We start from the raw sequence: 15,019 nt of genomic DNA, 5'->3' as shown, positions 1-15,019 counted from the left end.
GATGTATCCAAGGCGGATCCTCTTGCTGGATTAAAAAACATTGCGCTAAAACAAAACCGCCCCGACGTCTGCGAGACGCCGGGGCGGGTTTTTCTTCCGCGCGAACAGCGCGCTTGCTTGACCGCGTTCTTTAAAACGCGTCTCCCGGCACCCGCACCCAGCCCTCCATCAGCACGCGCGCGCTGCGGCTCATGATGGCCTTCGTGACCGTCCATTCGCCGTTTTCCTGGCGCGCCTCGGCGCCCACGCGCAGCGTGCCCGACGGATGCCCGAAGCGCACCGCGCTGCGCTCGCCGCCGCCCGCCGCGAGATTGACGAGCGTGCCGGGAATGGCCGCCGCCGTGCCGATCGCCACGGCTGCCGTGCCCATCATGGCGTGGTGGAGCTTGCCCATCGACATCGCGCGCACCAGCAAATCGACGTCGCCGGCTTCCACGCGTTTGCCGCTCGATGCCGTGTAGCCCGCCGGCTTCGCGACGAAGGCGATTTTCGGCGTGTGCTGGCGCGTGGCGATTTCGTCGAGGTGCTTGATCAGGCCCATGCGCAATGCGCCGTGCGCGCGGATCGTCTCGAACTTCTTGAGCGCGGCGTCGTCGCTGTTAATCGCGTCCTGCAATTCCGTGCCCGTATAGCCGATGGCATCCGCGTTCACGAAGATCGTCGGAATGCCCGCGTTGATCATCGTGGCCTTGAGCGTGCCCACGCCCGGCACTTCGAGGTCGTCCACCAGGCTGCCGGTGGGGAACATCGAGCCGCCAGCGCCTTCTTCCTCGGCGGCCGGATCGAGGAATTCGAGTTGCACTTCGGCGGCGGGAAAGGTCACGCCGTCCAGTTCGAAGTCGCCGGTTTCCTGCACGTGGCCGTTCGTCATCGGCACGTGCGCGATGATCGTCTTGCCGATGTTGGCCTGCCAGATGCGCACGGTCGCGATGCCGTTGTCGGGCACGCGGTTCGGGTCGACGAGACCGCCGCTGATCGCGAACGGGCCCACGGCGGCGGAGAGATTGCCGCAGTTGCCGCTCCAGTCCACGAAGGCCTTGTCGATGGCGACCTGGCCGAACAGATAGTCGACGTCGTGATTGGGCCTGCTGCTCTTTGCGACGATCACGGTCTTGCTCGTGCTGGAGGTGGCGCCGCCCATGCCGTCGATCTGTTTGCCGTACGGATCGGGGCTGCCGATCACGCGCATGAGCAGCTTGTCGCGCGCCTCACCGGGCTGCTGCGCCGAAGCGGGCAGATCCTGAAGGCGGAAAAACACGCCTTTGCTGGTGCCGCCACGAATGTAAGTGGCGGGGATTTTGATCTGGGGTATATGGCTCATGCAATCCTCAATCAATGCAATCTATCGGACTCCCCTCTCCCTGAAGGGAGAGGGGCCGGGGGAGAGGGGGAGAGTGCCATCAGAATCACCTCAAGCACCGCGTGAACGTCGATCAAGATCTCGTGATTCCAGAACCGCAAGACAGTGAAGCCTCGTCCCCGCAACCATCTGTCGCGCACCGCGTCGTCGGCGTTTCCATTGTGCTGTCCGCCATCTGCTTCGATGACCACACGCGCACCGAAATGCACGAAATCCACAATGTACGGGCCGATCGGTTGTTGCCGGCGGAACTTCTCGCCGCGCAAGCGGTGCGCGCGAAGATGACGCCACAGCAGATGCTCTGCCTCGGTCATGTTTTTGCGCAGACTTCTTGCTAACTGGAGTTGGTTCATTCCTCCCCCTCTCCCCAACCCCTCTCCCTCGCGGGAGAGGGGCTTTTTCACGCTGCCTGTGACGACTCCAGGAAGTCCTGCGCGAAACGCTGCAGCACGCCGCCCGCGTCGTAGATCGACACTTCTTCCGCCGTGTCGAGCCGGCAGGTGACCGGCACTTCCACGCGCTCGCCGTTCTTGCGCTGAATCACGAGCGTGAGGTCGGCGCGCGGCGTGCGCTCGCCGATCACGTCATACGTTTCCGTGCCGTCGATGCCGAGCGTCGTGCGATTCGTGCCCGCCTTGAACTCCAGCGGCAGCACGCCCATGCCGATCAGGTTCGTGCGGTGAATGCGCTCGAAGCCTTCCGCCACGATCACTTCCACACCCGCGAGACGCACGCCCTTGGCCGCCCAGTCGCGCGACGAACCCTGGCCGTAATCGGCACCCGCGATGATGATGAGCGGCTGCTTGCGATCCATGTAAGTTTCGATGGCTTCCCACATGCGCGTGACCTTGCCTTCCGGCTCGATACGCGCGAGCGACCCCTTCTTCACGGCGCCATCCACCACGGCCATCTCGTTGACGAGCGTGGGGTTCGCGAAGGTGGCGCGCTGCGCCGTGAGGTGGTCGCCGCGGTGCGTGGCGTACGAGTTGAAGTCCTCTTCGGGCAGGCCCATTTTCGCGAGGTACTCGCCCGCCGCGCTGTTCGGCAGGATGGCGTTCGAAGGCGAGAGGTGGTCCGTCGTGATGTTGTCGCCGAGCACGGCAAGCGGGCGCAGACCCTTCAACGTGCGCTCGCCGGCCAGCGCGCCTTCCCAGTACGGCGGACGGCGAATATACGTGCTTTGCGCGCGCCAGTCGTAGAGCGGGTCGGTCGTTTCGCCGCTTTCCGGCGTGAGCGCGAACATCGGTTCGTACACCTTGCGGAACTGCTCGGGCTTCACGCTCTTCGCGACGATGGCGTCGATTTCCTCATCGGTCGGCCAGAGGTCCTTCAGATATACCGGCTTGCCGTCCTTGTCCGTGCCGAGCGAGTCGCGTTCGATGTCGAAGCGGATCGTGCCCGCAATCGCATACGCGACGACGAGCGGCGGCGAGGCCAGGAACGCCTGCTTCGCATACGGGTGAATGCGGCCGTCGAAGTTGCGGTTGCCCGAGAGCACGGCCGTGGCGTAGAGATCGCGGTCGATGATCTCCTGCTGGATCTTCGGATCGAGCGCGCCCGACATGCCGTTACACGTGGTGCAGGCAAACGCGACGATGCCAAAGCCGAGCTTCTCCAGATCCGGCAGCAGGTTGGCTGCTTCGAGGTAAAGCTCGACAGCTTTCGAACCGGGAGCCAGCGAGCTTTTCACCCACGGCTTGCGCACGAGACCGCGCGCGTTCGCGTTGCGCGCGAGCAGGGCGGCCGCGATCACGTTGCGCGGATTGCTCGTGTTCGTGCAGCTCGTAATGGCGGCGATGATGACCGCGCCGTCGGGCATCCGGCCCGGCGTTTCTTCCCATTTGCCCGCAATGCCGCGCTCGGCGAGCGCCGACGTGGGCAGGCGCTTGTGCGGGTTCGACGGGCCGGCCATGTTGCGCACCACGCTCGACAGATCGAACGTGAGCGTGCGCTCGTATTGCGCGCGGGCGAGCGTGTCGGCCCACAGGCCCGCCGTTTTGGCATAGGTTTCGACGAGCTTGACCTGCTCTTCTTCGCGGCCCGTGAGGCGCAGATAGTCGAGCGTCTGGTTGTCGATGAAGAACATCGCCGCCGTGGCGCCGTATTCGGGCGCCATGTTCGAGATCGTGGCGCGGTCGCCGAGCGTGAGGCTCGACGCGCCTTCTCCACGGAACTCCAGGTACGCGCCCACGACCTTTTCCTTGCGCAGGAATTCGGTGAGCGCGAGCACGATGTCGGTGGCCGTGATGCCGGGCTGGCGCTTGCCGGTGAGTTCCACGCCGACTATGTCGGGCAGGCGCATCCAGGAGGCGCGGCCGAGCATGACGTTCTCGGCTTCGAGGCCGCCCACGCCGATGGCGATCACGCCGAGCGCGTCCACGTGCGGCGTGTGGCTGTCGGTGCCGACGCAGGTGTCGGGGAACGCCACGCCGTCGCGCGCCTGGATCACCGGCGACATCTTCTCCAGATTGATCTGGTGCATGATGCCGTTGCCCGGCGGAATCACGTCGACGTTTCTGAACGCCTTCTTCGTCCAGTTGATGAAGTCGAAGCGGTCGACATTGCGGCGGTCTTCGATCGCGCGGTTCTTGTCGAACGCGTCCGGATCGAAACCGCCGCATTCAACGGCGAGCGAGTGATCGACGATCAGTTGCACCGGCACGACCGGATTCACCTTGGCGGGGTCGCCGCCCTGATCGGCGATGGCGTCGCGCAGGCCGGCGAGGTCGACGAGCGCCGTTTGCCCGAGGATGTCGTGGCAGACCACGCGCGCCGGGAACCACGGGAAGTCGAGATCGCGCTTGCGCTCGATGAGCTGCGTAAGCGACGCGGTGAGCGTGGCCGGGTCGCAGCGGCGCACGAGGTTTTCGGCGAGCACGCGCGAGGTGTACGGCAGCGTTGCGTAGGCGCCGGGCTGGATAGCCTCGACGGCTTCGCGCGCGTCGAAGTAATCGAGCCGGGTGCCCGGGAGGGACTTGCGGTAGGCGGTATTCACGGCTGGGGGACCAAAGATGTAGTGGGTTGGCGGCGGCTCGCGCGCGCCATGAGCGAATGTCCTCACTCTAGACGCGCGCGCCGCCGTCTCCCAGTCGTCCGGACGTCATAGCCCGTCCGGCCAACTGGTACGCGTCGCTCAGCGCTTGCTGATCGGCGTGAACTTCAGATTCTCCGGGCCCGTGTAATTCGCGCTCGGGCGGATGATCTTGTTGTCGATGCGCTGCTCGATGATGTGCGCGCTCCAGCCGGCCGTGCGCGCGATCACGAAGATCGGCGTGAACATGGCCGTCGGCACGCCCATCATGTGATACGACACGGCGCTGAACCAGTCGAGGTTCGGGAACATCTTCTTGACTTCCCACATCGTCGATTCGAGGCGCTCGGCGATGTCGAACAGCTTCATGTTCGACTGCTCCTTCGAGAGCTTCTTCGCGATTTCCTTGATGACCTTGTTGCGCGGGTCCGAAATCGTGTAGACGGGGTGGCCGAAGCCGATCACGACTTCCTTCTTTTCCACGCGCGCGCGGATATCGGCTTCTGCGTCGTCGGCGTTTTCGTAGCGCGACTGGATCTCGAACGCGACTTCGTTCGCGCCGCCGTGCTTCGGGCCGCGCAGCGCACCGATCGCGCCCGTGATGGCCGAATAGATGTCCGAGCCCGTGCCCGCGATCACGCGGCCCGTGAACGTCGAGGCGTTGAACTCGTGCTCGGCGTAGAGGTTGAGCGACACGTGCATCGCGTCGACCCACGACTTCGACGGCGCGCGGCCATGCAGCAGATGCAGGAAGTGGCCGCCGATCGAATCGTCGTCGGTTTCGACTTCGATGCGCTTGCCGTTGTGCGAAAAGTGATACCAGTACAGCAGCATCGAGCCGAGCGAGGCCATCAGGCGGTCGGCGATATCGCGCGCGCCCGGCAGGTTGTGGTCGTCCTTCTCGGGCAGCACGGTGCCGAGAATCGAGACGCCCGTGCGCATCACGTCCATCGGGTGCGCCGAAGCGGGCACGGCTTCCAGCGCCGTCTTCACGTTGGCGGGCAGGCCGCGCATTGCCTTGAGCTTCGTCTTGTACGCGGCGAGTTCCGCCGTGTTCGGCAGCTTGCCGTGCACGAGCAGGTACGCGACTTCTTCGAATTCGCACGCGGTCGCGAGATCGAGAATGTCATAGCCGCGGTAGTGGAGGTCGTTGCCGGTGCGCCCCACGGTGCACAGCGCCGTGTTGCCCGCCGCCACGCCCGAAAGCGCGACGGACTTCTTCGGCTTGAAACCGCCTGCGGCTTGCGTCGTGTTTTCTGCTTCGCTCATGGTGTCTTCCTCTCTCTGTATCTGTGGGCTGTATGGCAGGGTTACTTCTTCGCGGCAAAGAGCGCGTCGAGCTTGTCTTCGTACTCGTGATAGCCGAGGTATTTGTAGAGGTCTTCGCGCGACTGCATCGTGGAGACGGCGGCCTTTTGCGTGCCGTCGCGCTTGACGGTCTCGTAGAAGTTCAGCGCGGCGGCGTTCATCGCGCGATACGCGCCGCAGCAGTAGAGCGCGATATCCACGTTCGCGCTCTTGAGTTCTTCGGTCGTGAAGAACGGCGTCGAGCCGAATTCCGTGAGGTTGGCGAGAATCGGCACCTTCACGGCCGCGCGGAAGCGGCGGTAGTCGTCGAGCGTCTTCATCGCTTCGGGGAAGATCATGTCCGCGCCCGCTTCCACGTAGGCCACGGCGCGCTCGATCGCGGCGTCGATGCCTTCCACGGCGGCCGCGTCGGTGCGGGCCATGATGACGAAGCCTGCGTCGGTGCGCGCGTCCACGGCGGCCTTCACGCGGTCCACCATTTCGCCGGTCGCCACGACTTCCTTGTTCGGACGATGGCCGCAGCGCTTCTGGCCCACCTGGTCTTCCAGATGCACGGCCGCGACGCCTGCCTTGATGAACGACTTGATCGTGCGCGCGATGTTGAAGGCGCCGCCCCAGCCGGTGTCGATGTCGACCATCAGGGGGATGTCCACGGCGTCGGTGATGCGGCGGGCGTCGATCAGCACGTCGTCCATGGTGCTGATGCCGAGGTCCGGCACGCCGAGCGAGTTGGCGGCCACGCCGCCGCCCGAGAGGTAGACGGCCTTGAAGCCGGTCGCCTGCGCGAGTTTGGCCGCATACGCGGTAATGGCGCCGACGACCTGCAGCGGCTGGTCGGCGGCCACGGCTGCGCGGAATTTCGCGCCGGCGCTTGCGGGGGATGTGTTGTTCATGCGTGATGTCTCCAATTGGATCGCCGGCTGTTATTGCAGATAGCGTGCCAGTTCGGTGCATCGGTGCTAACGCCTTGATTTTTCGCAGATTTCTCCTGGGCGCATTACAGACGCTGATTTCGAGCGTGAAATTGCGATTTCAAAAATGAAATCAGCGCGCGATAATGCGCATACCGCACCGCAGGACATCATGAACCGCTTTCCCGCTCCCGCTTCGTCCCCCATCCGCCCGCGCGTCTGGGCCATGGGCATCAGCCGCCTGCGCGACCTGTTTCGCGACATCGCCCGCGAATACGACGAACTCGCGGACCTGCGCGTGGTGCCGCGCGGCTTCGAGGAAGCGGTGGCCGAAATCGCCGCCGCGGGGCCCAGCCAGCGGCCCGACGTGGTGGTGGCGGCGGGCTCGAACGGCACCTATCTGAAGGCGCGCATCGACTTGCCCGTGGTGCTCGTGCAGCCCACCGGCTTCGACGTGATGCAGGCGCTGGCCCGCGCGCGGCGCGAGGCCGATCTCGTCGCGCTCGTCACTTACGGCGAGACGCCCGTGGAAGTGCGGCGCTTCGCCAGCGCCTATGGCATCGACGTGGTGTTCGGCCAGTACCGCACCGTGCAGGACGCCGAAGCCTGCGTTCTCGACCTGCGCGACCGGGGCGTGGGCGCGGTGGTGGGGCCGGGTCTCGTCAACGACCTTGCGGCGCGGCTCGGGCTCGTGCCGTTTTTCGTCTATTCGCGGCCATCGGTGCGCGCGGCCTTCGACAACGCGCTGGACCTCGTGCAGGCCACCTGGCGCGAAACGCAGCGCCGTCAGCGCCTCGACAGCGTGCTGCAGCACTTGCGCGACGGCGTGGTCGCGCTCGACGCGCGCGGCCGCGTGGAAGCGATCAACCAGCGCCTCGCGGCCGTCCTCGACATCGATCCGGCGGCGGCGGCGGGGCAGCCGCTCGCGGCGCTCGCGCCCGACATCGCCTTCGCCCTGCCGGAAGCCGATGGCGAATCGCTCGAAACCGTACGGGGCGTGAGTTATGTCGTGCATCGCGGGCCGCTCGTCGACAACGGCGTGACCACGGGCGCCGTGCTCACGTTTCAGGAATCGCGCGCGGTGGAGCGGCTCGACCGCACGCTGCGCTCGCGTCAGCGCACGCAGCAGTTCGTCGCGCGCTACCGGCTGGACGACCTGAGCGGCGCGACGCCCGGCATCGAGCGCGTGCGCCAGCTCGCGCGCCGTTATGCGAAGTCGGACGCCACCGTGCTCATACGCGGCGAGAGCGGCACCGGCAAGGAGATGATCGCGCAGGGCATTCATCGCGAGAGCCCGCGGCGCGACTTTCCGTTCGTCGCCATGAACTGCGGCGCGTTTCCCGAGGCGCTGCTGGAGAGCGAACTGTTCGGCTACGAGGAGGGCGCATTCACGGGCGCGCGTCGCGGCGGCAAGGTGGGGCTTATCGAGGCGGCGCATCGCGGCACGCTCTTTCTCGATGAAATCGGCGAAATGCCGTTGCCGTTGCAAAGCCGGCTGCTGCGCGTGCTGCAGGAGCGCGAAGTGGTGCGCCTCGGCGCCACCGAACCCACGCGGGTGGACGTGCGCGTGGTCGCCGCCACGCACCGCGCGCTCACCGAGCAGATCGAGGCGGGCGAGTTTCGCGCGGACCTCTTCTATCGGCTGAACATTCTCAATCTCGCCATTCCGCCGTTGCGCGAGCGCAGCGCCGATATCGCGCTGCTCGCGAGCGAACTGCTGTTCCAGGCTTCGCGCCGCGAGCCGCGCGTGGCCGTGCGCATCCGCACGCCCGAAGACGCGGCGCGCTCGCTCGCGCTCGTGAGCGGCGCGCTCGGGCGGCACGCGTGGCCCGGCAACGTGCGCGAGCTGCAGAACGTGGTCGAGCGGATCGTGGTGGAACTGGCTGACTCGGAAGAGGACGTACTGACGCCGGACGTGCTGCGCTCGGTGGCGCCGGAGGTGTTCGAGTCGCGCCGCGTTGCCACTGGCGCTGCGGCGATGGCGGAGGAAAGCGCGCTCACGCTGCGCGAGCGCAGCCTCAACACCGAGGCCGACGAAATCCGCGCCGCGCTCGACGCCTGCAACGGCGACCGCGACCGCGCGTGCGAGATGCTCGGCATCAGCAAGACGACGCTCTGGCGGCGTCTTTCCGGCGCGAACGGCAAGCGCGCGAAGGCGGCCGCGGAGGCTGGCGGCGAAGCTACGGGCATAGCGGCGCCTCGCAAGGCGCCGCGCGGCTGAACCGCGCCTAGTTCTTCAGCGCGCCGAGCAGCGGCGCGACCGTCCCGTGCAGATGCAGAATCTCGGGACTCGCCTGCAGCAAGGCCTGATAGCGCTCGTAAAACTCCGCCGATTCCGCGCCGGAAAAGAGCGCGGCCACACCTTGCGCCGCGCCGATGCGGTCGTCGGGGCTCGCGTCCTTTGCGTCGAGCGTTTCGTCGACGTTGGCGATCACCGTGGAAAGCGGCATGAGCCAGCGAAAGCCCGAGCCGTTGATGAGCACCTGCAGGAAAGCCGCCGGCGTGACCGGCCCGAACTCGCGTTCGTACTCCTTGCGCTCGTGGTCGAGAATCGCCTTGTGCAGCGTGAGCAGGGGCTTGCGCACGGTCGAGAGAAACTGAATCGCGCTTTGTTCGTCCATTTTGCGGCTCCTTCGGTGGCGCTCGCCCGGTCGTGACGAATCGTCGAACGGCGCGCGCCGGATCATGAGGTCGCGCGAACCGTTCGCGCAGATATGCGGACGATGGTAGCGCAATGGCCGGCGAGGCTACACTCTGCGGGTCCGCGAAAAACCCGATGTCCGTGCCGATCAAACCGGGAGCGCTTCGATGACGATGACGATCCAGCCGCTGCGCCGCGAAGACCTGCCGCTCGACACCGCCGAGCTGGCGCGTTTCATGGTCGGCAAATATCTCGTGCGCGATCTGGCGCGGGGGCGCATGGCCGGTCGGCTTGTCGAAGTCGAAGCCTATCCCGTGGGCGATTCCACGAGCTATGCCTATATCGGACGGCGGCCCTATAACGCCGCGATGTTCCTCGAGCGCGGTCATGCGCACGTGCGGCTCACCTACGGCAGCGCCTGGATGTTCAACATGTCGAGCGAAGCCGTGGACGTGGGCGCGGGCATCCTGTTTCGCGCGCTGGAACCGCTCGAAGGCATTGCCGCGATGGAGGCGCTGCGCCCCGGCGTGCCGCTGCGCGATCTCGCGCGCGGGCCGGGGCGGCTCTCACAGGCGTTCGGCGTTGCAGCGGCCTTCGACGGCGTCGACCTGTGCCGTGGTCATGGACTCTGGATCGGCCGCGTGGACGAACCGCAGCGGCCCCTGGGTGTGACGACGCGCATCGGGCTTTCGCGGGAGATGGACCGGCCGCTGCGCTTCTATGAACTGGGGAGCCGGTTCGTGAGCGGGCCGCGCAAGTTGCTGGATGGCAGCATCGCCGCGCTGTGATTCGGGGGAAGCGCTGCGGCATTGTTGCTTGGGTTGAAAGTGTATTTTCTCAAATTAAGGGTTTGCCCTGGTCTTTCTCCTCAATACACTGAAAACACTGGTCTGGCGGTGCAATCAGCCACCGCCGCCGGCAAAAAACAAGTGATGGAGGTAATGACCATGAAATCCCGTACCCTGATTCAAGCCGCATTCGTCGCCGCCCTCGTGGCCGCCCCGGCCCTTTCGTTTGCCCAGGTGCAAGGCAACGGTCCGGTCACGCGCGCCGAAGTCAAATCCGAATTGATCCAGCTCGAGAAGGCCGGCTACAACCCGGCTACGTCCAACGACGCGACATACCCGGCCGACATTCAGGCCGCCGAAGCCCGCGTGAACCAGCAGGAAGGCATGGCGCAAGCGCCGGCAGCCGAAACGAGCGGCTATGGCCCCTCGACTTCGGGTTCGGCGCAGTCGGGCGCGCAGTCCAGCGAACCGGCAACGTTGCGCCCGTCGCAGTCGGTGTACTTCGGCAACTGAGCGGGCGGGTGAGCAGGCAGGGGAGCGCCTGAGCGCTCGAGCCGACCCGACGCCCGGGCAGCGTCCTGCGCCCGGGAGCGCCCCCGACCGGCACCCAAAAAGTCGGGCACCGCTGCGCCTTCATCGCACGCCGTCGCGCCAACCGCTCGCGCGATCTTTCATGCGTGAAACCTCCGCTGCCGAAAGGTGGCTTCGCCCAACCCTGCGGGGATTGGGCGTTTTTTCACATCTCGCGGCAGGAAAGCGGCGCTTGACGTCAGGCGCCCGGGCCGCCGGTGATGTAATGCTCTAGCTGCTCGATCGTGAACTTCTGCTCGGCGATGATTTCCTTCACCAGGTCGCCGATCGACACCATTCCCACGAGCTTGCCGCCGTCCATGACGGGCAGGTGGCGCATGCGCCGCTCCGTCATGAGCGCCATGCAGTCGTAGGTGGTTTGCTCCGGCTCGACGAAGCGCACGTGCGAACTCATGATGTCGCGCACGGGGGTGGTTTTCGACGACCGGTCCATCAGCACGATCTTGCGCGCATAGTCACGCTCGGTGACGATGCCGGCAATCGTTGGACCGTCGGTCACGAGCAGCGCGCCGATATGCTTTTCGGCCATCAGGCGGATTGCGTTGAAAACGGAATCGGACGCTTCGATGGTGTACACCACCTGTTCCGGCTTCGATTTGAGTACCTGTGCAACGCTTGTCATAGGGCGACTCCTCCTCGTCCTTCTGGTTGTTCAGTCATTGCGCGGCGCGGCAAGCGCGGGCATGGCCCGGCAAGCCATTGGAAAGCCATTTCAGTATAGGCGGCTGGCGTGCCGGGCGGCGTCGGGGTATGCGCGGGGTCGCACCATTTATGCCGATGGCATGCACCCAATGGAGCCCTCGTCCGGGCCAGCCCGCAGCCGCCGCCCAGGCATGGCGCGGCGGGGCGGCGCAAATGGCGGTAAACTCCGGTTCCGAACTTCTACCCGGCCCCGTGCCGGTTTTTGCCAGTTTCCTGTTCCAGATCATGCCTACGCTTCCTGAGTCGTCCTGTGCGGACGGCGACAACGCCAACGAATGCGTCGTGCTTGACGCGACCGCCACGCTGCCGACCCGTTACGGCACGTTCGAGTCCTATGTCTACCGGGTGAAGGACGGCGGCGCCGAGCATCTCGCGCTAGTCATGGGCGACGTGGGCAGCGGCGAGCCCACGCTGACGCGGCTCCACTCCGAATGTCTGACCGGCGATGTATTCGGCTCCTACCGATGCGACTGCGGCGAGCAACTCGACCTCGCGCTGCGCTATATCGCGGCCGAAGGCCGTGGCGTGCTGCTGTACCTGCGCGGCCACGAAGGCCGGGGCATCGGCCTGTCGAACAAGATCCGCGCGTACCAGTTGCAGCAGCAGGGCCGCGACACCGTCGAGGCGAACCTCGATCTCGGCCTGCCCGACGACGCGCGCGAATACGATTCGGCGGCGGCGATCCTGCGTCTGCTGAAGGTGACGTCGGTGCGCCTCATGAGCAACAATCCGAAGAAGTTCGACACGCTCCGGCAGCACGGTCTTCCGGTGACCGAGCGCGTCGCGCTCGCCATTCCCATGCGCGAAGAAAACGAACGGTATATCCGCACCAAGCAGACCAAGTTCGGACATTACTTCGAAGAGAACGAGTAACCCGAAGCCGTCTCCAAAGAGGGACAGGCGCGCAAATTGCGTTACGAAAAATCAAATTAGCGGGAACAGGGAGAAACGATGTCAAAGCGTCTCAAGACGCACATGCGGACGCGCGCGCTCGCATCTGCGCTCGCCAGTGCGTGCCTCGTAACCGGTCTCGCGCTGGCGTCGTCCGACGCCAGCGCGCAAACCGCGGCTTATACCAGCGAACCCGTGGATCTGTACGCGGGGCCTTCCGGCGACTATCCGGTCGTTTCCGAACTCGGACCCGGCCAGCCCGTTACCGTGATGGGCTGCGTGAGCGACTACTCGTGGTGCGACGTGACGGTGCCCGGTCTGCGCGGGTGGGTCTACGGCGGTTATCTAAGTTATCCGTATCAGGGCAGCTACGTGCCGCTTGCCAATTATGGCGCGGCGATCGGCTTGCCTGTCGTGGCGTTCTCGCTTGGCGCTTACTGGGGCAGCTTTTATCGCGACAGGCCGTGGTATGGCCAACAGCAGCGATGGGAGCACGTGCCGCCTCCCGAACGCGGCCGTCCGCCGGCAGCGCCCGCGTGGCATGGTGCGCCGGGCCATCCGCCCGCCATACCGCCGGGCGGCGGCGAACGTCCGCCGGGGCCAAATGCGCCGATGCACGGCGGCCCGCCCCCGGGAGCGCAGCGTCCGCCCTTCAATCAGGAAGCGCCGCGCGCGCCGGGCAACATGCCGCCGCCGGGCGCGGGCCGTCCGCCCGTCAATGCAGAACCGCCCCGCGCGCCTGCCAACGGGGAGCAGCCTGCAATGCGTCCGCACGAGGGGGGGCGCCCGCCCGAGCAGCAGCCGTTCGGCGGCCGTCCGCCGGCTGGCGCGCCCGCGCAGGGTAATGCCAGGCCGCCGGCGCCGCAGCCACAAGGCGGCATGCAGCATCCGCCGGGACCCGCGCCCCAGCAGGGCCGTCCACCCGCGCCGCCTCAGGGCGGTCACGCTCCCAGCCAGGGCGGCGAACGCGGCAACGACCGGCAACCCCAGCACTAATCCATAGCGATTTTTTTGCTGTAGCGGCGGGATCTTCATGACGGGATTCCGCCGTTGTCGTTTTCCGATAGAGATTTAGGAATGCCAGGAAATCGCCAGGTGAACGCCTTGGCGGGCCTTTTTACTCCTTCACATCGCCGCCGCGACGGATTTAACAATCCCTGACAGTAAATTCGTAGCGACCAGGTGAGAATACGACGTCGCGTCAAGTGCAAGCACAGTTGCACGACGCCACGGCCACGCGAGCTTCGCGCATGCGCCGCTGGCAACGAATATCTGCTACGGGGGCTGGCTCGCTCGGGACAAGGCGATGCAGTCAGCAAGAGGAAGTCAGAGCGAACACGAGTTCGCCGGATAACGCTGGGAAAACCAGTGCTTTGAGATGGACGTGGCGACGGCCGCAGGTGCCTCGTCGTGCAGGGAGGCGGCTGCGGCCCGCCGGCAGCGTCGGGCGGTGACGCTGGCAGCGGAGTTCGCGCCGGGCACGACGATGACTGCGCTGGCGGTCCGACTCCGGGCGGATTCCGGAGACCACGCAGTGCGCAGAGCACGCGGCCGTCGCCACATTTTTTCCGCACTTCTGAACGAATTCTTTCCTGCCGCTTCGCGCATTGCGAGCGGCTTGACGTTGTTGCGTCCGCGAACGAGCGCCAGGCCGCTTCGCTTCTGCTGCTCTGCCTGCTTGTCTTGCTGGGGGCTCCATGCTTCTTCGATCCGGCCGTATGCGTTTTCCACCGGGCGCGCATGCGGACGGCCCCGAGGGCGCGCGGGTTCGACCGCGTGGGAAGCCGCGTGCCAGGCAGCCAAACCCGGCTCGAACGACAGTAAATTCGACTACCATGAGTGATTAACATGCGAGCGATCTGTTCACCGAAGGCGGCCCCGCGCTCCCATTTTTTTCGAGACGCGGCGAAAGTAGCAGGCTTTGGCGCACGACGGGTTCCGCGTGCTGCCAGCTCCAGGGTGGTTGGTCTGCGTGGCCGCGCCCGTGCGCGCGCCGGGCCTCGCCGGACGACGGTCACGGCTGCGGCGCGGTGCGACAGGAAGGCAGTCCATCCTGAAGCGATGAAAAACAAACCTGGTTGCGGGGTGCTATGAGAATTGCAGTACTGGACGACGATGCGGCGCAGACGGAATTCGTCTGCCAGACCTTGAGTGCGGCGGGCCACGCCTGCCACGCGTTCGCCAAGGGCAGCGAACTCGTCAGGCAGCTTCGGCGGCAGACGTTCGACCTGCTCGTGCTCGACTGGAACGTGCCCGACATGGCAGGCGACGAAGTGCTGCACTGGGTGCGGCAGAGCCTCTCCACGCGCCTGCCGGTGCTCTTCATGACGAGCCGCAGCCGCGAGATCGACATCGCCCAGATGCTCAACGCGGGCGCCGACGACTACGTCGTCAAGCCCGTCTCGGCGCCGGTGCTGATCGCTCGCGTCAATTCGCTGCTGCGCCGCGCGTATCAGTTGCACGCGCCCGCGCTCAAGGAAACCTTCGGCGAGTACGAGTTCGACCTGAAATCGCGCCAGGCCTCGGTGAGCGGGCGCAACGTCGCGCTCACGCAGAAGGAGTTCGATCTCGCGCTGCTGCTGTTCCAGCACCTGAGCCGCCCGCTTTCGCGCGCGCACATTCTCGACGTGATCTGGAAGCAGTCCGACGACATTCCCTCGCGCACGATGGACACGCACGTTTCCATGCTGCGCTCGAAGCTCGGCCTGCGTCCCGAAAACGGCTATCGGCTCACGCCGATCTACGGCTACGGTTACCGGCTCGAACGTATCGAGGGGGACGACGCGTGAGGGGCGC

At 65.9% G+C, this 15,019-nt stretch carries 14 protein-coding genes; 6 read left to right on the top strand and 8 right to left on the bottom strand.

Annotated features, from left to right (window positions below; genetic code table 11):
- Nucleotides 1-130: 130 nt before the first annotated feature.
- The 5 genes from prpF to prpB all read right to left on the bottom strand — a co-directional run bounded on the left by prpF (nt 131) and on the right by prpB (nt 6,592).
- Nucleotides 131-1,321 carry a 2-methylaconitate cis-trans isomerase PrpF gene (gene prpF / locus U5768_RS16165; RefSeq protein WP_322031414.1) on the bottom strand — a complete coding sequence of 397 codons (1,191 nt, stop codon included), beginning with the start codon at nt 1,319-1,321 and terminating at the stop codon, nt 131-133.
- Between the two features lie 11 nt (nt 1,322-1,332).
- On the bottom strand, nt 1,333-1,713 hold the full coding sequence (locus U5768_RS16160; protein WP_322031413.1) for an endonuclease domain-containing protein: 381 nt from the start codon (nt 1,711-1,713) through the stop codon (nt 1,333-1,335).
- Between the two features lie 47 nt (nt 1,714-1,760).
- Nucleotides 1,761-4,355 carry a Fe/S-dependent 2-methylisocitrate dehydratase AcnD gene (gene acnD, locus U5768_RS16155; protein ID WP_322031412.1) on the bottom strand — a complete coding sequence of 865 codons (2,595 nt, stop codon included), beginning with the start codon at nt 4,353-4,355 and terminating at the stop codon, nt 1,761-1,763.
- 138 nt (nt 4,356-4,493) lie between these two features.
- Complete coding sequence (prpC, locus tag U5768_RS16150; protein ID WP_322031411.1) at nt 4,494-5,660, bottom strand: 2-methylcitrate synthase; 1,167 nt, start codon at nt 5,658-5,660, stop codon at nt 4,494-4,496.
- A gap of 41 nt (nt 5,661-5,701) precedes the next feature.
- Nucleotides 5,702-6,592, bottom strand: a complete 891-nt coding sequence (gene prpB / locus U5768_RS16145; RefSeq protein ID WP_322031410.1) for a methylisocitrate lyase — start codon at nt 6,590-6,592, stop codon at nt 5,702-5,704.
- Nucleotides 6,593-6,782: 190 nt separating this feature from the next.
- On the opposite strand from prpB, the gene prpR reads away from it, so the two are divergent.
- The gene (gene prpR / locus U5768_RS16140; protein WP_322031409.1) at nt 6,783-8,831 is read left to right on the top strand and encodes a propionate catabolism operon regulatory protein PrpR; all 2,049 of its coding nucleotides are present in this window, start codon (nt 6,783-6,785) and stop codon (nt 8,829-8,831) included.
- Nucleotides 8,832-8,838: 7 nt separating this feature from the next.
- On the opposite strand, the gene U5768_RS16135 is transcribed toward prpR, so the two are convergent.
- Entirely contained in the window at nt 8,839-9,231 is a 393-nt protein-coding gene (locus tag U5768_RS16135; protein ID WP_322031408.1) for a hypothetical protein, read from the bottom strand.
- 187 nt (nt 9,232-9,418) lie between these two features.
- On the opposite strand from U5768_RS16135, the gene U5768_RS16130 reads away from it, so the two are divergent.
- Together U5768_RS16130 and U5768_RS16125 are read left to right on the top strand one after the other, a co-directional pair.
- Nucleotides 9,419-10,039, top strand: a complete 621-nt coding sequence (locus tag U5768_RS16130) for a DNA-3-methyladenine glycosylase (protein ID WP_322031407.1) — start codon at nt 9,419-9,421, stop codon at nt 10,037-10,039.
- Nucleotides 10,040-10,198: 159 nt separating this feature from the next.
- The gene (locus U5768_RS16125; protein ID WP_322031406.1) at nt 10,199-10,552 is read left to right on the top strand and encodes a DUF4148 domain-containing protein; all 354 of its coding nucleotides are present in this window, start codon (nt 10,199-10,201) and stop codon (nt 10,550-10,552) included.
- Between the two features lie 256 nt (nt 10,553-10,808).
- On the opposite strand, the gene U5768_RS16120 is transcribed toward U5768_RS16125, so the two are convergent.
- Entirely contained in the window at nt 10,809-11,252 is a 444-nt protein-coding gene (locus tag U5768_RS16120; protein WP_322031405.1) for a CBS domain-containing protein, read from the bottom strand.
- 305 nt (nt 11,253-11,557) lie between these two features.
- On the opposite strand from U5768_RS16120, the gene ribA reads away from it, so the two are divergent.
- A complete protein-coding gene (ribA, locus tag U5768_RS16115) occupies nt 11,558-12,205 on the top strand; it encodes a GTP cyclohydrolase II (RefSeq protein ID WP_322031404.1) in 648 nt (215 codons plus the stop codon).
- Nucleotides 12,206-12,283: 78 nt separating this feature from the next.
- On the top strand, nt 12,284-13,219 hold the full coding sequence (locus U5768_RS16110) for an SH3 domain-containing protein (RefSeq protein ID WP_322031403.1): 936 nt from the start codon (nt 12,284-12,286) through the stop codon (nt 13,217-13,219).
- A 330-nt stretch (nt 13,220-13,549) separates the two neighbouring features.
- On the opposite strand, the gene U5768_RS16105 is transcribed toward U5768_RS16110, so the two are convergent.
- Nucleotides 13,550-13,954: a hypothetical protein gene (locus tag U5768_RS16105; RefSeq protein WP_322031402.1), complete on the bottom strand. Its 405-nt coding sequence runs from the start codon at nt 13,952-13,954 to the stop codon at nt 13,550-13,552.
- Between the two features lie 359 nt (nt 13,955-14,313).
- Between U5768_RS16105 and U5768_RS16100 the strand changes: the two genes are divergently transcribed.
- Nucleotides 14,314-15,012 (top strand): response regulator transcription factor, encoded by a 699-nt coding sequence (locus U5768_RS16100; RefSeq protein ID WP_322031401.1) that lies wholly within the window; start codon nt 14,314-14,316, stop codon nt 15,010-15,012.
- Nucleotides 15,013-15,019: the final 7 nt, after the last annotated feature.

Source organism: Paraburkholderia sp. J76 (genome assembly GCF_905220295.1).
In the GTDB taxonomy this organism is placed as follows: domain Bacteria; phylum Pseudomonadota; class Gammaproteobacteria; order Burkholderiales; family Burkholderiaceae; genus Paraburkholderia.
The sequence above is the reverse complement of the archived record's forward strand: the minus strand, read 5'-3'. Positions and strand labels throughout refer to the sequence as shown.

Coding starts and splice junctions, on each gene's coding strand:
- U5768_RS16130 (WP_322031407.1), top strand. CDS start 9,419: ATGACGATGACGATCCAGCCGCTGCGCCGCGAAGACCTGCCGCTCGAC.
- U5768_RS16135 (WP_322031408.1), bottom strand. CDS start 9,231: ATGGACGAACAAAGCGCGATTCAGTTTCTCTCGACCGTGCGCAAGCCC.
- U5768_RS16100 (WP_322031401.1), top strand. CDS start 14,314: ATGAGAATTGCAGTACTGGACGACGATGCGGCGCAGACGGAATTCGTC.
- prpB (WP_322031410.1), bottom strand. CDS start 6,592: ATGAACAACACATCCCCCGCAAGCGCCGGCGCGAAATTCCGCGCAGCC.
- prpC (WP_322031411.1), bottom strand. CDS start 5,660: ATGAGCGAAGCAGAAAACACGACGCAAGCCGCAGGCGGTTTCAAGCCG.
- ribA (WP_322031404.1), top strand. CDS start 11,558: ATGCCTACGCTTCCTGAGTCGTCCTGTGCGGACGGCGACAACGCCAAC.
- U5768_RS16160 (WP_322031413.1), bottom strand. CDS start 1,713: ATGAACCAACTCCAGTTAGCAAGAAGTCTGCGCAAAAACATGACCGAG.
- prpF (WP_322031414.1), bottom strand. CDS start 1,321: ATGAGCCATATACCCCAGATCAAAATCCCCGCCACTTACATTCGTGGC.
- U5768_RS16125 (WP_322031406.1), top strand. CDS start 10,199: ATGAAATCCCGTACCCTGATTCAAGCCGCATTCGTCGCCGCCCTCGTG.
- prpR (WP_322031409.1), top strand. CDS start 6,783: ATGAACCGCTTTCCCGCTCCCGCTTCGTCCCCCATCCGCCCGCGCGTC.
- U5768_RS16110 (WP_322031403.1), top strand. CDS start 12,284: ATGTCAAAGCGTCTCAAGACGCACATGCGGACGCGCGCGCTCGCATCT.
- U5768_RS16120 (WP_322031405.1), bottom strand. CDS start 11,252: ATGACAAGCGTTGCACAGGTACTCAAATCGAAGCCGGAACAGGTGGTG.